The sequence below is a fragment of the Nocardioides luteus genome (genome assembly GCF_015752315.1).
Classification (GTDB): domain Bacteria; phylum Actinomycetota; class Actinomycetes; order Propionibacteriales; family Nocardioidaceae; genus Nocardioides.
The window spans coordinates 3,661,250-3,675,846 of record NZ_JADOVJ010000001.1 but is presented as its reverse complement, the minus strand read 5'-3'; the positions used below and the strand labels follow the sequence as shown (position 1 = coordinate 3,675,846).

13 protein-coding genes are annotated in these 14,597 nt (G+C 72.4%); 11 read left to right on the top strand and 2 right to left on the bottom strand.

The genetic code is table 11. The features are described 5' to 3' along the window. Positions 1–59 precede the first annotated feature (59 nt). Genes HD557_RS17640 through HD557_RS17595 form a run of 10 tightly spaced genes read left to right on the top strand, consistent with a single transcriptional unit; the run spans position 60 to position 9,808 of the window. A complete protein-coding gene (locus HD557_RS17640) occupies positions 60–878 on the top strand; it encodes a ThuA domain-containing protein (RefSeq protein ID WP_196874812.1) in 819 nt (272 codons plus the stop codon). Next, positions 878–2,041, top strand: coding sequence for an inositol-3-phosphate synthase (locus HD557_RS17635; protein WP_196874811.1), 1,164 nt, complete (start codon positions 878–880; stop codon positions 2,039–2,041). The genes HD557_RS17640 and HD557_RS17635 overlap by 1 nt, the downstream gene beginning before the upstream one ends. After that, a complete protein-coding gene (locus tag HD557_RS17630; RefSeq protein WP_196874810.1) occupies positions 2,038–2,886 on the top strand; it encodes an SCO3242 family prenyltransferase in 849 nt (282 codons plus the stop codon). The genes HD557_RS17635 and HD557_RS17630 overlap by 4 nt, the downstream gene beginning before the upstream one ends. Continuing rightward, positions 2,883–3,761, top strand: a complete 879-nt coding sequence (locus tag HD557_RS17625) for a sugar phosphate isomerase/epimerase family protein (protein ID WP_231380347.1) — start codon at positions 2,883–2,885, stop codon at positions 3,759–3,761. Before HD557_RS17630 ends, HD557_RS17625 begins: the two co-directional genes overlap by 4 nt. Continuing rightward, positions 3,758–4,363, top strand: a complete 606-nt coding sequence (locus tag HD557_RS17620) for an EboA domain-containing protein (RefSeq protein ID WP_196874809.1) — start codon at positions 3,758–3,760, stop codon at positions 4,361–4,363. The genes HD557_RS17625 and HD557_RS17620 overlap by 4 nt, the downstream gene beginning before the upstream one ends. Beyond that, positions 4,363–5,220 carry a TatD family hydrolase gene (locus HD557_RS17615; protein WP_196874808.1) on the top strand — a complete coding sequence of 286 codons (858 nt, stop codon included), beginning with the start codon at positions 4,363–4,365 and terminating at the stop codon, positions 5,218–5,220. Before HD557_RS17620 ends, HD557_RS17615 begins: the two co-directional genes overlap by 1 nt. After that, positions 5,217–6,401: a metabolite traffic protein EboE gene (gene eboE / locus HD557_RS17610; RefSeq protein WP_196874807.1), complete on the top strand. Its 1,185-nt coding sequence runs from the start codon at positions 5,217–5,219 to the stop codon at positions 6,399–6,401. The genes HD557_RS17615 and eboE overlap by 4 nt, the downstream gene beginning before the upstream one ends. After that, positions 6,398–7,768 carry an alkaline phosphatase family protein gene (locus tag HD557_RS17605; RefSeq protein WP_196874806.1) on the top strand — a complete coding sequence of 457 codons (1,371 nt, stop codon included), beginning with the start codon at positions 6,398–6,400 and terminating at the stop codon, positions 7,766–7,768. The genes eboE and HD557_RS17605 overlap by 4 nt, the downstream gene beginning before the upstream one ends. Before the next feature lie 25 nt (positions 7,769–7,793). Then, entirely contained in the window at positions 7,794–8,801 is a 1,008-nt protein-coding gene (locus HD557_RS17600) for a sugar phosphate isomerase/epimerase family protein (RefSeq protein ID WP_196874805.1), read from the top strand. Positions 8,802–8,842: 41 nt separating this feature from the next. Beyond that, complete coding sequence (locus HD557_RS17595) at positions 8,843–9,808, top strand: sugar phosphate isomerase/epimerase family protein (RefSeq protein WP_196874804.1); 966 nt, start codon at positions 8,843–8,845, stop codon at positions 9,806–9,808. A 6-nt stretch (positions 9,809–9,814) separates the two neighbouring features. On the opposite strand, the gene HD557_RS17590 is transcribed toward HD557_RS17595, so the two are convergent. After that, positions 9,815–11,701: a rhamnan synthesis F family protein gene (locus HD557_RS17590; protein WP_196874803.1), complete on the bottom strand. Its 1,887-nt coding sequence runs from the start codon at positions 11,699–11,701 to the stop codon at positions 9,815–9,817. 102 nt (positions 11,702–11,803) lie between these two features. Between HD557_RS17590 and HD557_RS17585 the strand changes: the two genes are divergently transcribed. Then, a complete protein-coding gene (locus HD557_RS17585; RefSeq protein ID WP_196874802.1) occupies positions 11,804–13,372 on the top strand; it encodes a glycosyltransferase family 2 protein in 1,569 nt (522 codons plus the stop codon). A gap of 44 nt (positions 13,373–13,416) precedes the next feature. On the opposite strand, the gene HD557_RS17580 is transcribed toward HD557_RS17585, so the two are convergent. Continuing rightward, a complete protein-coding gene (locus tag HD557_RS17580) occupies positions 13,417–14,463 on the bottom strand; it encodes a class I SAM-dependent methyltransferase (protein ID WP_196874801.1) in 1,047 nt (348 codons plus the stop codon). Positions 14,464–14,597 lie beyond the last annotated feature (134 nt).

Below are 14,597 nucleotides of genomic sequence, written 5' to 3'. Positions count from 1 at the left end.
CCCGGGGCCACCCCGGCCTCCAGCCTGTTCAGACCGTTGAGCACAGAAGGGACAGCACCATGAAGTACGCATCGAGAAGGTTCCGGACGCTGATCGCGAGCATCGGGCTGGTGGCCGTGGCCGCCATGGCCCCGGGCCTGTCGCCGGCACCGGCCGCGAGCGCCGACAGCTCCGACGGGAGCGAGGGGCTGGGGACGTACGACGTCCTGGTGTTCTCCAAGACCGCGGGGTTCCGGCACGGGTCCATCCCGAACGGCATCGCGGCGATCCAGCAGCTCGGGGCCGAGAACGGCTTCACGGTGACCGCCACCGAGGACGCGGCCGTGTTCAACGACGGCAGCCTGGCTGAGTACGAGGCGGTGCTCTGGCTCTCCACGACCGGCGACGTGCTGGACGCGGGGCAGCAGGCCGCGTTCGAGCGCTACATCCAGGACGGCGGCGGCTACGTGGGTGTCCACGCGGCCTCCGACACCGAGTACAACTGGCCGTGGTACGGCGGCCTCGTCGGCGCCTACTTCGCCGGACACCCCGCGCAGCAGACCGCGACCGTGAAGGTGCACGCGCGCAACACCGCGGCGACGGCCGAGCTGCCGAAGCGGTGGACGCGCTGGGACGAGTGGTACAGCTTCCGCGACCGTCCCGCCGACTCGATCCGTGTCCTCGCCGACCTCGACGAGACGAGCTACAACCCCGGCCGGTTCGCCATGGGTGACCCGCACCCGATCGCCTGGTGCCACGAGTACGACGGCGGGCGGGCGTTCTACACCGGGATGGGCCACACGAACGAGTCGTTCACCGAGCCGGCGTTCCTCTCCCACGTGCTCGGCGGCATCCAGATGGTCGCGGGGGTCGCCCCGTTCCGCTGTGAGGCGGGCTGATGGGCAGCAGAGTCGGCGTCTGGCTGGTCGGTGCCTGCGGCTCGGTGGGTGTCACCACGACGGTCGGCGCGCTGGCTGTGCGGACCGGGCTCGCCGGACGGGTCGGGCTGGTGGCCGAGCAGCCGGAGATCGCCGCTGCCGGGTTGCCCTCTCTCGACGATCTGGTGATCGGCGGGCACGATCTGTGCACCGAGCCGCTCGTGAAGCGGGCCGAGCGGCTCGCCGCGGGCGGTGTCCTCCCGGCCGGGATCCTGCCGGCGATCACGGGCGAGCTCGAGGAGGTCGAGGGGCGGCTGCGTACGGGCTATGACCCGGCGGCCGCCGAGCCGCAGGGTGTCGCCGTCGAACGGCTGACCGCCGATCTCGTCGCCTTCCGTGAGGAGAACGGGCTCGACCGGGTCGTCGTGGTGGACGTCGCGAGCACCGAGCGGCCGGCCGAGGTCATCGAGGGTGGGCCGCTGGCCGACCCCGATGCCCTCGACGCGGCCCTGGCAGCGGGGGAGTCGCCGCTGCCGGCCAGCTCGGTCTACGTCCTGGCCGCCTACCGGGCCGGCTGCCCGGTGGTCTCCTTCACGCCGAGCCCGGGGCCGCGGTTGCCGGTGCTCGTCACGATCGCCGAGCGGGCCGGCCTCCCGTGGGCCGGCTCCGACGGCAAGACCGGCGAGACGCTGCTGAAGTCGGCGCTGGCGCCGATGTTCGCGACGCGAGCGCTGCAGGTCAACGCCTGGGCGTCCTACAACATGCTCGGCGGCGGTGACGGTGCCACGCTCGCCGACCCGGCCAACGCGCAGAGCAAGCTGGCCACCAAGGCCCAGGGTCTGGAGGCGATGCTCGGCCACCCGGTGGAGGGGCCGATGCACATCGACTACGTGCCCGACCACGGCGACTGGAAGACCGCCATCGACCACGTCTCCTTCGAGGGGTTCCTCGGGGTGCGGATGTCGCTGCAGTTCACCTGGAGCGGCTGCGACTCGGCGCTGGCCGCGCCGCTGGTGCTCGACCTGGCCCGGCTCACCCTGCGGGCGGCCGAGGTGGGGGAGAGCGGACCGCTGCCGTTCGGGTTCTTCTTCAAGGACCCGGCCGGCTCCACCGAGCACCGGCTCGGTACGCAGTGGGACGAGCTGGTCGCGTGGTGCAGTCGCGTCGGTCAGGTGGGCGTATGACGCCTCGCGCCCGAGCCTTCGCCGAGCTGGTCCGGCTGCCGGCCGCCCTCACCGTGCCGGGCGACACCCTGGCCGGGGCGGCCGCGGCCGGCCCGCTGCGGGCCCGGTCGGTCGCCATGCCGGCCGCGTCGGTGGCGCTCTACTGGGCCGGGATGGCGCTCAACGACTGGGCCGACCGCGACCTCGACGCCGTCGAGCGACCGGAGCGGCCGATCCCATCGGGCCGGGTCAGCCCCCGCCAGGCGCTGGGGGCGGCCGTCGGGCTGACCGCGGCGGGCGTCGGGCTGGCCGCGCTCGCCGGAGGCCGTCCGGCCGCCGCCACGGCGGCGGCCCTGGCCGGTGCGGTGTGGGCCTACGACACCGTCCTCAAGGACACCCCGGCCGGACCGTTCGCGATGGCCGCGGCACGAGGTCTCGACGTGCTCCTCGGGGCGAGTGCTGCCGGACGTACGCGGGCCGGGCTCGTCCCGGCCGGCCTGCTCGCCGCGCACACCGCAGGGGTCACCCTGCTCAGCCGGGGCGAGGTCCACGGCACCCGGCCCCTCACCGCGGGGCTCGCCGGTGGCGTCACGGTCGCGACCGCGGCCATGGCGGCCGGGCACGGGCGGGCGGCGCTTCCCGTCGCCCTCGCCGCGACGTACGCAGGCAGTGTCGGCTCCGCCCAGCTGGCCGCGGTCTCCTCGCCGGATGCCGGCACCGTCCGGCGGGCCACCGGCGCCGGGATCCGCGGGATGATCCCGCTGCAGGCTGCCCTGATCGCGCGTCGCTCGCCGCTGGCCGCGCTCGGGCTGCTGGCCGCAGGGCCGATCGTCAGGGCCGCCTCGAAGGTGGTGTCGCCGACATGACCACGACCAGCACGCTGCGGTTCGGCTACGGCACCAACGGCATGCACAGCCACCGGCTCGAGGACGCCCTGACGGTCCTGGCCGACCTGGGCTACGACGGTGTCGCGCTCACCCTCGACCACCTCCACCTCGACCCCTACCGGCCGAACCTTGCGGGCCGGGTGGCGCAGATCGGCGACCGGCTGGACGAGCTCGGCATGTCCGTCGTGGTCGAGACCGGCGCCCGCTACATCCTCGATCCGTTCCGCAAGCACCATCCGACCCTGCTCCACCCGGCTCCGGAGGCGAGCCGCCGGGTCGACTACCTGCACCGCGCGGTCGAGGTCGCCGCAGACCTCGGCGCGGAGGCGGTCTCGTTCTGGTCGGGCAGCCTGCCGGAGGGCGTCGACGAGGACCGGGCCTGGGGCCGTCTGTGCGACGGCGTCTGGCGGGTCCTCGACCTCGCCCAGCGTCGCGGCGTCGTGTGCGCCGTCGAGCCCGAGCCCGGGCACTTCATCGACACCCTCGACGCCCTTCTCGAGCTGCGCCGCCGGCTCGACGACCCCGAGCTGCTCCGGGTCACCCTCGACCTCGGACACGTCGTCTGCAACGAGCCGCGGGGGATGGCCGAGACCATCCGCCGGGCCGGTCCGCTGCTGGCCAACGTGCAGGTCGACGACATGGTCGAGGGCGTCCACGAGCACCTCGAGCTCGGCACCGGCGAGGTCGACTTCACCGCCGCGCTCGGCACCCTCGTCGAGATCGGCTACACCGGGCTCGCCTCGCTCGAGCTGCCCCGGCAGTCCCACGCCGCCCCGGTCGTCGCCGAACGCTCCCTGGCGTTCCTGCGCGAGACGCTGGCGGCGCTCCCACACACCGAGGAGGTGCGGGCATGAACGAGACGCTTCTGGCCGAGTGGTGCACCGAGATCGAGGCCACCCCGGCCCGGATCCGGACCCGCTTCCCGGCCGCGGCCAGGGAGATCGGGCGCACTCCGGGCACCTCGCCCGAACCAGGTGCGGACCGGGTCGAGGACGACATACGGGTGCAGCTGCTGGGCGCGCTCGGCCGTGGCCTCGCGGGCGACGCCGACGCGCTGAGCGCCGAGATCCACGACCTCTACCGCTTCGGCGACGCCGACGAGCGGCGCGCGGTCCTGCTCGGCCTCGGACACCTCTCGCAGGTGCTGGGCGACCGAGCCGTCGACCTGCTCCAGGACGCGCTGCGCACCAACGACCCGCGGCTGGTGGCCGCCGCCATGGGGACGTACGCCGCCCGTCTCGACGACGCCGCGTGGCGTCAGGCGGTCCTCAAGTGCCTCTTTGTCGGCGTGCCTCTTCGTCTGGTCGACGGCCTCGAGATCCGTGCCGACGACGAGCTGCGCCGGATGGTCGCCGACTACGCCGCCGAGCGGCGCGCCGCCGGCCGCGAGGTGCCCGCCGACGCCCTGCCCTTCCTTCCCGACCCCGTCCCCCTCCACCCCACTCGGGAGTCCTGATGCGCATCTTCGACCCGCACATCCACATGAGCTCGCGCACGACCGACGACTACGAGGCGATGTACGCCGCCGGCGTCCGCGCCCTGGTGGAGCCCGCCTTCTGGCTCGGCCAGCCGCGGACCAGCGTCGACTCGTTCGTCGACTACTTCGACGCACTGGTCGGCTGGGAGCGGTTCCGGGCCTCGCAGTTCGGCATCGCCCACCACTGCACGATCGCGCTCAACCCGAAGGAGGCCAACGACCCGCGCTGCACGCCGGTGCTCGACCTGCTGCCGCGCTACCTCGCCAAGGACGGGGTCGTCGCGGTCGGCGAGGTGGGCTTCGACTCGATGACCGAGGAGGAGGAGAAGGCGTTCAGCCGGCAGCTCGAGCTGGCCCGAGAGTTCGCGCTGCCGGCGATGGTGCACACGCCCCACCGCGACAAGCTGGCCGGCACCCGCCGCACCCTCGACCTGGTCGAGGCGGCCGGGATGGAGCCCGGCATGGTCGTCGTCGACCACCTCAACGAGGTCACCGTCGACGTCGTCGACGAGGCGGGCGCCTGGATGGGCTTCTCGATCTACCCCGACACCAAGATGGACCCCGACCGGATGGTCGCGATCCTCCAGCGGCGCGGGCTGGATCGGGTGCTGGTCAACTCCGCCGCCGACTGGGGCAGGTCCGATCCGCTTCGGACGAGGGCGACCGGCGAGGCGATGCTCGCCGCCGGGTTCACCGACGACGACGTCGACAAGGTGCTGTGGCGCAACCCGGTGGAGTTCTTCGGCCAGAGCGGACGGCTGCTGCTCGACGTACCCGAGGCCGACCAGGGCGCGACCTTCGCCGGCAACTCGCTGCTGCGGGGTGAGCGGGCATGAGGTTCCGGCACGGCGACGGCACCGTCGTCCACCTCGGCTACTGCAGCAACGTGCACCCGGCCGAGGACGTCGACGGCATCCTGGACCAGCTCCGCCGCTACGCCGGTGAGGTGCGGGCGCGGCTCGGCGAGCCCCGGCTCGGTCTCGGGCTGTGGCTCCCGGCGGCGACGGCCCACGAGCTGGCCGGCGACCCGGCCACCCTCGGCCGGCTCCGCGCCGGGCTGGACCGCCACGGCCTGGAGGTGGTCACCCTCAACGCCTTCCCGTACGCCGGGTTCCATGCCCCGGTCGTGAAGCGCGACGTCTACTCCCCGGACTGGTCGACCCGGCGCCGCCTCGACTACACCCTCGACTGTGCCCGGGTGCTGGCGGCGCTGCTACCCGACGATGCCGCCCGCGGCAGCATCTCGACGCTCCCGCTGGGCTGGCGCACCCCGTGGTTCACCGACCGCGACCGGGCCGCCCGGGAGCTGATCGGCGAGCTCGCCGACGGCCTGGCCGGCATCGAGGCCGAGCACGGTAGGACGATCCGGGTCGGGTTCGAGCCGGAGCCGGGCTGCGTCGTCGAGACGACCCGCGACGCGGTCACGCGGCTCGCCGGGCTGGCCCCGGAGCACCTCGGGATCTGCGTCGACACCTGCCACCTCGCCACCCAGTTCGAGGACGCCACCGAGGCGCTCGACCGGCTGCAGGTGGCCGGGCTGCCGGTCGTCAAGGTCCAGGTCTCCGCGGCCCTGCACGCCGACGACCCGAGCGACCAGGCGACCCGGGAGGCCCTCGCGTCCTACTCCGAGGACCGCTTCCTCCACCAGACCCGCGAACCCCGCGGGGCGCGGGTGGACAGCCGCGACGACCTGCCCGAGGCGCTCGGTGGCCATCGGCCGCTGCCGGCCGAGCATCCGTGGCGGGTGCACTTCCACGTACCCCTCCACGCCGACCCGGCTCCGCCGCTGCGCAGCACCCGCGACCACCTCGCCGGCACGCTCGACGCGCTCCTCGGCGGCCCGGTGGCTCACACCGACCACCTCGAGGTCGAGACCTACACCTGGGGCGTGCTCCCCGAGCAGGTCCGCCCCGACGGGGACGCCGGCCTGGTCGCGGGCATCGCGGCCGAGCTCGACTGGACACGCGACCGGCTCCTCGAGGCCGGACTCGAACAGCTGCAGGAGGCCTCCGCATGAGCAAGCACGACGAGAAGCTGCTGGTCATCGACGTGGTCGGAATGACCCCCGAGCTGCTCCAGCACATGCCGCGGGTGCGGCAGGTGGGGGAGTCGGGGTTCACCGCCGAGCTCGGCACCGTGCTGCCCGCGGTGACCTGCTCGGTCCAGTCGACCTTCCTGACCGGTGCGCTGCCACGCGACCACGGCATCGTCGGCAACGGCTGGTTCTTCCGTGACCTCGGCGAGGTGCTGCTGTGGCGCCAGCACAACGCGCTGGTGCAGGGCGAGAAGCTCTGGGACGTCGTACGCCGCCGGCGCCCGGGCGCGAAGGTCGCCAACATCTGCTGGTGGTACGCCATGGGCGCCGACGTCGACACCACCGTCACCCCGCGCCCGGCCTACCACGCCGACGGCAAGAAGTCGCCGGACTGCTGGACCTGGCCACCGTCGCTCCACGACGAGCTCACCCAGGAGCTCGGCCCGTTCCCGCTGTTCACCTACTGGGGACCGACCGCCTCGATCAAGAGCTCGGCATGGATCGTCGAGGCCGCCCGCAAGGTCATGCCCGACCATGACCTCACCCTCGTCTACGTCCCTCACCTCGACTACGACCTGCAGCGGTTCGGACCCGACAGCCCCCAGGCCGTCCAGGCCGCCCGCGACGTCGACGCCACCCTGGCACCGCTGCTCGACGACGCCGAGGCCGCAGGGGTGCGCGTCGTGCTGCTGAGCGAGTACGGCATCACCGCCGCCTCCCGCCCGGTCGACATCAACCGGCTATTGCGCCGCGAGGGTCTCCTGCACGTCCACCACAACGCCACCGGCGACCTGCTCGACCCGTGGACGTCGCGGGCCTTCGCGGTCGCCGACCACCAGATCGCCCACGTCTACATCAAGGACCCCGCCGACCTGGAACGGGTCCGGGACCTGCTCACCGGCCTCGACGGCGTCGCCGAGGTCCTCGACCGCACCGGCCAGGCGGCGTACGGACTCGACCACGAGCGGGCCGGCGAGCTCGTCGTGGTGGCCGAGCCGGATGCCTGGTTCACCTACTACTACTGGCTCGACGACGCGAACGCGCCTGACTTCGCCCGCGGCGTCGAGATCCACAAGAAGCCCGGCTACGACCCGGCCGAGCTGTTCCTCGACCCCGAGGACCGCTGGGTCAAGCTGCGGGCCGCCGCCACGCTGGCCCGTAAGACCGCCGGGCTCCGCTACGCGATGAGCGTGGTGCCGCTGGACCCCGCCCCGGTCTCGGGCAGCCACGGCCGGCTGCCGGACGACCCGCGGCACGGCCCCGTGCTCGTCTGCTCCGACGCCTCCGCCAAGCGCGACCGGTTCGAGGCCACAGAGGTCCGTGACCTGCTCGCATCCCTGCTCGCCTGAAAGCTCCCCCTGAGGAAGGACAATCATGACCCGACCGATCACGCTCTTCACCGGCCAGTGGGCCGACCTGCCGTTCGAGGAGGTCTGCCGCCTCGCCTCCGAGTGGGGCTACGACGGCCTGGAGATCGCCTGCTGGGGCGACCACCTCGACGTCTGGCAGGCCGCCGAGGACGAGACGTACGCCCAGGCGAAGCTGGACCTGCTGGAGAAGCACAACCTGAAGGTCTTCACGATCTCCAACCACCTCAAGGGCCAGGCGGTCTGCGACGACCCGATCGACCAGCGGCACCAGGACATCCTGCCCGCGAAGATCTGGGGCGACGGCGACCCCGAGGGCGTACGTCAGCGGGCCGCCGAGGAGATGAAGATGACCGCCAGGGCGGCGAAGAACCTCGGCGTCAAGACCGTCGTCGGCTTCACCGGCTCCGCGATCTGGAAGTACGTCGCGATGTTCCCGCCGGTCTCCCAGGAGACGATCGAGGCGGGCTACCAGGACTTCGCCGACCGCTGGAACCCGATCCTCGACGTCTTCGACGAGTGCGGGGTGCGGTTCGCCCACGAGGTGCACCCCTCCGAGATCGCCTACGACTACTGGTCCACCGTCGCGACGCTGGAGGCGATCGGGCACCGGGAGGCGTTCGGCCTCAACTGGGACCCCAGCCACATGGTGTGGCAGCAGGTCGACCCGGTCGGGTTCCTGTGGGATTTCCGCGACCGGATCTACCACGTGGACTGCAAGGACACGAAGCTGCAGACCGGCAACGGCCGCAACGCCCGGCTCGGCTCCCACCTGGCCTGGGCCGACCCGCGGCGCGGCTGGGACTTCGTCTCCACCGGCCACGGCGACGTCCCCTGGGAGCAGTGCTTCCGGATGCTGAACGCCATCGGCTACGAGGGCCCCATCTCGGTCGAGTGGGAGGACGCCGGCATGGACCGCCTCGTGGGCGCGCCCGAGGCGCTGGAGTTCGTCCGCCGGCTCGCCTTCGACGCCCCGGAGGCCGCCTTCGACGCCGCCTTCAGCACCAACGACTGACTCGACCCCGAGAGTTCGAAACCCCCCGAGAGGAAACAGCCATGTGTTACGGATTCGATGGTGAGGGCGCGCTGCGCCGCTCGCTGGAGGAGCGCGGCCTGAGCCGTCGCTCGATGGTCAAGGGCGCGCTCGGCGCCGTCGCGGGCGGTGCCATGCTGGCCGCGGTGCCGGGCCTGCTCTCGCCGGCCGGCGCGGCCGTGGCGGCCAAGCGCGGCGCCTGCCGGGTGCCCCCGGGCCGGATCAGCATCCAGCTGTGGACGCTGCGCGACGACCTCAACGGCGCGGCGGGCTTCGACGCGACGATGACGAAGATCGCGGAGATGGGCTACCCGCGGGTCGAGCAGGCGCTGGGCTACTTCGGCAAGACCGCGGCCGAGCTGCGCGCCTTCTACGACGGTCTCGGCATCCGCGCCTCCTCCTCCCACGACGGCATCAGCGCCACGCCCGCCGACCTGCAGACCAAGCTGCAGAACGCCGCGACCCTGGGCCAGCGCTACATGGTCGTGCCCTACCTCGCCTCGAGCTCGCTCTCCGACTGGCAGACCTGGGCGGAGCAGATGAACGTCGAGGCGGCCGCCGCGAAGCGCTACGGCATCGCCTACGGCTACCACAACCACGCCCACGAGTTCACGACCGATCTCGGCGGCGGCGTGACTCCCTGGGACGTCCTGACCACCGAGCTCGACCCCGGGCTGGTGCACCTCGAGATCGACATCTACTGGGCGGTGACGGGCGGGGTCAACCGCGGTCTGTCCAACGACGAGGCGATCGACTTCGCCATCGACACCATCACGTCGGGGCCGCAGCGGGTGCGGCAGTACCACGTCAAGGACCGCAACCCCACCACCGGCGACCACGTCGACCTCGGCACCGGCTTCATCGACTTCGCGAAGGTCTTCGAGGCCCACGAGGTCGAGGAGTACATCGTCGAGAACGACACCCCGGAGATCAGCCCGCTCCGCACCGCGGAGGTCGGCTACTCCTACCTGCGCCGCCTGCGCTACTGACCGAGCTCAGAGCACGCGCCGCTTGAGCTGGCCCGCCACCCGTCGCAACGGGTGGCGGGCCAGCTCGGCCTCCAGCTGCTGGACGTGCTCCTCGAGCTCCGCGACGCGCTCGGGGAGCCGGCGGCCGGCGCGCCGCTCGGCCCGCACCCGCTCGGCCCGCTCGGTGTGGGCGTCGGTGAGACGTACGGTCTCGGGGGCCACGGCGGGGACGAGCTCCGGGGCTTCGACGCGCTCGCCGGGGACCGCCGGCCGCGCCGCGACCTGGAAGGTCTCGACCATGGCGTCGGGCTGGTCGCGGACCCACTCGGCGATGCCGTAGGGCAGTGTCTTCTGCGGGACGCCGTAGTCGGAGACGAGAGGGTCGGCGACGGTGCCGCGCAGGTCGGTCGCCACCAGGTTGGCGTCGGCCAGGAGCCGCAGCAGGCCCGCCCGGTCGTAGGAGCGCCGAGGGGTGCGGTCCACCGGCAGCGCCGTCATCGACCAGTGCCCCTGCAGGGCGGCGAGCCGCCGCGAGCCGTGGGACGCGTTGCGGGCGGAGACCACGATCCGCCCGCCGGGCGCGAGCAGCGCGTGGGCGTCCTCGAGGACCGCGGCCGGGTCCGGGGCGTACTCGACCTGGTCGGCGAGCACGACGACGTCGAAGCTGCCGGGGTCGAACAGGTCGCTCAGCGCGGTGGCGGCCGGGTCGGCGACGACCACCTCGGCCAGCGCCTCACCCGCGTACGCAGCGGCCTCCGGATCCGCCTCGACACCCGCCACCCGACAGCCCTGGGCGCCGAGGCGGCGGCCGAGCTCACCGGTCCAGCAGCCGACCTCGAGCACGTTCGGCGCCGAGCCGACCAGCGCGGCGATCTGCGCCGGGGGAGTGTTCTCGCCCGCCAGCGACCCCGGCGGGAACCGGCTCGAGGGTCGGAGCCCTTCGTCGGGCCCCGCCGCGGGTGCGCAGTAGGCCAGCGCCCGCCCGTCGAGACGGCGCTCGGGGCTCAGCGGAGTCACCTTGGTGAGCCGTCGGCCGCGGGCCTCGCGGGTGTGGTCGAGGTAGTCGCGCACCCCCTCGAACACGCTCGGGTAGGCCCGCTCGCAGTGCCGCAGCAGCGCCTCGGCGTCGAGGGCGTAGGGATCGTCGCGCAGCGTCTCGATCTTGACGATCGGCAGCCGGCCGTCGTCGAGCACGCTGTCGGCCATGGTGTTGCACGGGTTGGGCGGCTGGTCGCCGATGTTGCGGACCAGGTTCCACTCGGCGGTCTTGTCCGGGAGCAGGTGCGGGTCGGTGTCGGGGTCAAAGGTGATGTTGACGCCCATCCAGGACCTTCGTGCCCGGGCCCGGCGGTGCTCGTGGGCCCGCGGCACGAAGTAGGCGTCGTAGGTGAGGCCGGCCTCGGCGAGCCGTCGGGTGAGCCCGACCTCGTAGCGGGTGATCACCTCGGCCCGGTCGTCGAGCGGCTCGAAGTCGCGCCAGAACTCGGCGAAGGCGGCGGAGGCGATCGTGGTCGGCGCGAAGCCCACGAAGTAGCTCTGGACGTGGTCGCCCATCTCCTCGTTGCGGGTCAGCCCCCAGAAGTCGACGCCGCGCGCGGCCATCTCCTCGAAGATCCGCTCCAGCGGCACCACCGGGCCGATGAAGCTGTCGTTGGCCAGCACGACCAGGTCGAAGCGCGTCAGGTCCCCGGCGGCGTCCAGCCCGGCCTGGTAGGAGGCGAAGTCGTAGCCGACGTTGTCGCGCTCGATCACCTGCGCCCTGGCCCGCGCCCAGGCCCGGTCCTCCTCGCGCAGGCCGCCGGCGGAGACCACCACGACCTCGGCTGCTGCTGCGTACGCCTCGATCTGGCGGCGCACGTGCGGCCACAGCCGGCCCTCGGTGTCGTACGTCGCCAACACTGCCAACCGGGACACGGCCAAACCTCCGAGACGATGTGATGTCGGCCATCACCCTAACGGTCGCCCGGCCCGTGTCGGGTGCTGCGTACCGTCCGCGGGCGGCATAGGCTGAAGCCCATGCCATCGCCCCGGCTGTCCCTGATCACCGCTGTCTACAACCCGCCCGCCGATGCCTTCGAGGACACCATCGCCTCGGTCCTCGGCCAGTCCTACGAGGACTGGGAATGGATCCTCAGCGACGACAGATCACCGCAGCCCTGGGTGCTGCCGCGGCTGCGCGAGCTGGCCGCGAAGGAGCCGCGGGTGCGGATCGTGGAGCGCGCCGAGAACGGCGGCATCGTGGCCGCGTCGAACTCCTCGCTGGCCGAGGCGAGCGGCGAGCTGGTCGCCCTGCTCGACCACGACGACGTGCTCGAGCCGAACGCCATGGCGAAGATGGTCGCCGCCTACGACCGGTTCGACGACCTCGACTACGCCTACAGCGACCAGGACCTGATGAGCGACGCGGGCGAGCTCCGCGACGCCTACTACAAGCCCGACTGGTCCCCGGAGCGGCTGCGCCACCACAACTACTGCACCCACTTCTCCGTGTTCCGCCGCTCCGTCGTGGAGGAGGTCGGCGGCTTCCGGGAGGGCTTCGACGGCTCCCAGGACCACGACCTCGTGCTGCGGGTCAGCGAGCGTGCCCGGCGCATCGTCCACGTCCCCGGAGTGCTCTACCACTGGCGCCAGGTGCCGGGCTCGGCCGCCGCGGACAACCACGCCAAGCCCTACGCCTGGGACGCCGGCGTACGCGCGGTCCAGGCCCACCTGGACCGGCTCGGGATCCGGGCGAGGGCCACCCACGGCGTCTCGCCCGGCCTCTACCGGGTCGAGCGGGAGCCCGACCTGGACACCCCGGTCAGCGTGATCATCCCGACCATCGGCACCAGCGCGATCGTGTGGGGAGAGAAGCGGGCGATGGTCGTCGAGACCGTCCGCTCCGTGGTCGCCGCCACCAAGCACCGCGACGTCGAGTTCGTGATCGTCTACGACACCCCCACCCCAGCCCCGGTGCTCGAGGCGCTGAGGGCGATCGAGGGCGCCGACATCAAGCTCGTCGAGTTCACCGAGAAGTTCAGCTTCAGCGCCAAGTGCAACGTCGGCGCCGCGCACGCCCGCGGCGACGTGCTGATCTTCCTCAACGACGACATGGAGGCCTACTCCGAGGGCGTCATCGAGCAGCTGATCGCGCCGCTGCGCGAGCCCGACGTCGGGATGACCGGCCCCAAGCTGCTCTTCGAGGACCTCCGCATCCAGCACGCCGGCCTGATCTACGGCAGCGGCACCATCACCCACGCCTACTACCGGGCCCGCCCCGAGGAGCGCGGCAACCACGGCGAGCTGCACATCAACCGGGAGACCTCCGCGCTCACCGGCGCGTGCGTCGCGATGCGGCGCGAGGTCTTCTTCGACGCCGGCGGGTTCAGCGAGCGGCTACCGGTCAACTACAACGACGTCGACCTGTGCCTCAAGGTCCGTCGCTCACTGGGCCTGCGCCTGGTCTGGCTCCACGACGTCGTCCTCTTCCACTTCGAGTCGGTCAGCCGCGACAACGCGGTCCACGACTGGGAGAAGGACTTCGTCAACAACCGGTGGGGCAACTACATGGACGTACGCGAGCGCTACTCCAACGGCATCCGCTGAACCGAATGCGCTTGCTTCGCAGTTCGCGCAGCGCCTCCGTGTGACTACGACTGGGCGGCGCGGCGGAGGCGGCGGACGACCCGGCGGCCGAAGTTACGCACCGGGTGGCGGTTGGCGTAGGTCAGGTCGGCCTCGAGGCCGGCGACCTTGCCGCGGAGGCGCTCGATGCGCTCGCGGCGGCGCCGGTTGACCTCGCGGGACTCGCGCAGCTGCTTGGACAGGGTGCCGACCCGGGCCTGGGCGGAGTTGGCGGAGGCCTGGATGCCGAGGATGTGGTCGCGCGTGGCCAGCCGGGAGCGGGTGACCTCCTCGAACTGCCTGGTGTGGGCGTCGCGGAGCCGCACCTCGTCGGCCGGGGCGGCCTGGACGAGCTCGGGCGGCGCGGGCGGGACCTCCCCGTCGGCGAGCGGCCGGGCGGCGAGCTGGAACTGGTAGACCAGCGCGTCACGCTGCTGACGCACCCACTCCACCGCGACGTCGGGAAGCAGGTCGGGGTCGACCGCGACCTCGACGTTGAGCGGGTCGGCGGTGGTGCCGCGCAGGTCCTCGACCGCGTAGCCCGCCTCCGCGAAGAGCTCGAGCAGCCCCTCGCGCGAGTAGAACTTGATGTGGGTGCGGTCCAGGAGGCCGGTGTCGGTGGTCTGCCAGCGGCCCTGCAGCAGGGCGAGGCGGAGCGAGCCGTGGGTGACGTTGGGGATCGAGATGACCACCCTGCCGCCGGGGGCGAGCAGGTCACGGGCCTGCTCCAGCGCCGCCCGCGGGTCGACGAGGTGCTCGAGGACATCGGCGAAGATCACCACGTCGAAGGAGCCGGGCTCGACGATCTCGGTCAGCGGCGTCGCGTCGAGGTCGGCGACGACCACCTTGTCGAGGACCTTCTCGGCCAGGCTCGCCGCCTCGCGGTCGATCTCGATACCGGTGACGGTGCAGCCGCGCTCGGTGAGGATCCGGCCGATCTCGCCGGTCCAGCAGCCGACGTCGAGGACGCGTTTCACCTCGCCCGCCGAGGCGGTCGACCCAGCCAGGTCGAGAACCTGGACGTGGCTGGTGTTGGGGTGATCGAGGTCGATCTCGACGGCGTAGTGCGACATGCGACGAGGGTAGCGACCTTTGGTGGTGTCGCGCGGGTGCGGCACGGGTGATTTGCGGGGTGTTTCGATGCTTCGGCGACGTACGGTGAAATGGTCTGTTACACAGTGGAAACACATGCCTCGGGGTGTCGAAA

What these genes read in the sequence shown, in the direction of transcription:
- HD557_RS17620 (WP_196874809.1), top strand. Translation starts at nt 3,758, where the DNA reads ATGAACGAGACGCTTCTGGCCGAGTGGTGCACCGAGATCGAGGCCACC.
- HD557_RS17615 (WP_196874808.1), top strand. Translation starts at nt 4,363, where the DNA reads ATGCGCATCTTCGACCCGCACATCCACATGAGCTCGCGCACGACCGAC.
- HD557_RS17585 (WP_196874802.1), top strand. Translation starts at nt 11,804, where the DNA reads ATGCCATCGCCCCGGCTGTCCCTGATCACCGCTGTCTACAACCCGCCC.
- HD557_RS17630 (WP_196874810.1), top strand. Translation starts at nt 2,038, where the DNA reads ATGACGCCTCGCGCCCGAGCCTTCGCCGAGCTGGTCCGGCTGCCGGCC.
- eboE (WP_196874807.1), top strand. Translation starts at nt 5,217, where the DNA reads ATGAGGTTCCGGCACGGCGACGGCACCGTCGTCCACCTCGGCTACTGC.
- HD557_RS17600 (WP_196874805.1), top strand. Translation starts at nt 7,794, where the DNA reads ATGACCCGACCGATCACGCTCTTCACCGGCCAGTGGGCCGACCTGCCG.
- HD557_RS17640 (WP_196874812.1), top strand. Translation starts at nt 60, where the DNA reads ATGAAGTACGCATCGAGAAGGTTCCGGACGCTGATCGCGAGCATCGGG.
- HD557_RS17635 (WP_196874811.1), top strand. Translation starts at nt 878, where the DNA reads ATGGGCAGCAGAGTCGGCGTCTGGCTGGTCGGTGCCTGCGGCTCGGTG.
- HD557_RS17595 (WP_196874804.1), top strand. Translation starts at nt 8,843, where the DNA reads ATGTGTTACGGATTCGATGGTGAGGGCGCGCTGCGCCGCTCGCTGGAG.
- HD557_RS17625 (WP_231380347.1), top strand. Translation starts at nt 2,883, where the DNA reads ATGACCACGACCAGCACGCTGCGGTTCGGCTACGGCACCAACGGCATG.
- HD557_RS17580 (WP_196874801.1), bottom strand. Translation starts at nt 14,463, where the DNA reads ATGTCGCACTACGCCGTCGAGATCGACCTCGATCACCCCAACACCAGC.
- HD557_RS17605 (WP_196874806.1), top strand. Translation starts at nt 6,398, where the DNA reads ATGAGCAAGCACGACGAGAAGCTGCTGGTCATCGACGTGGTCGGAATG.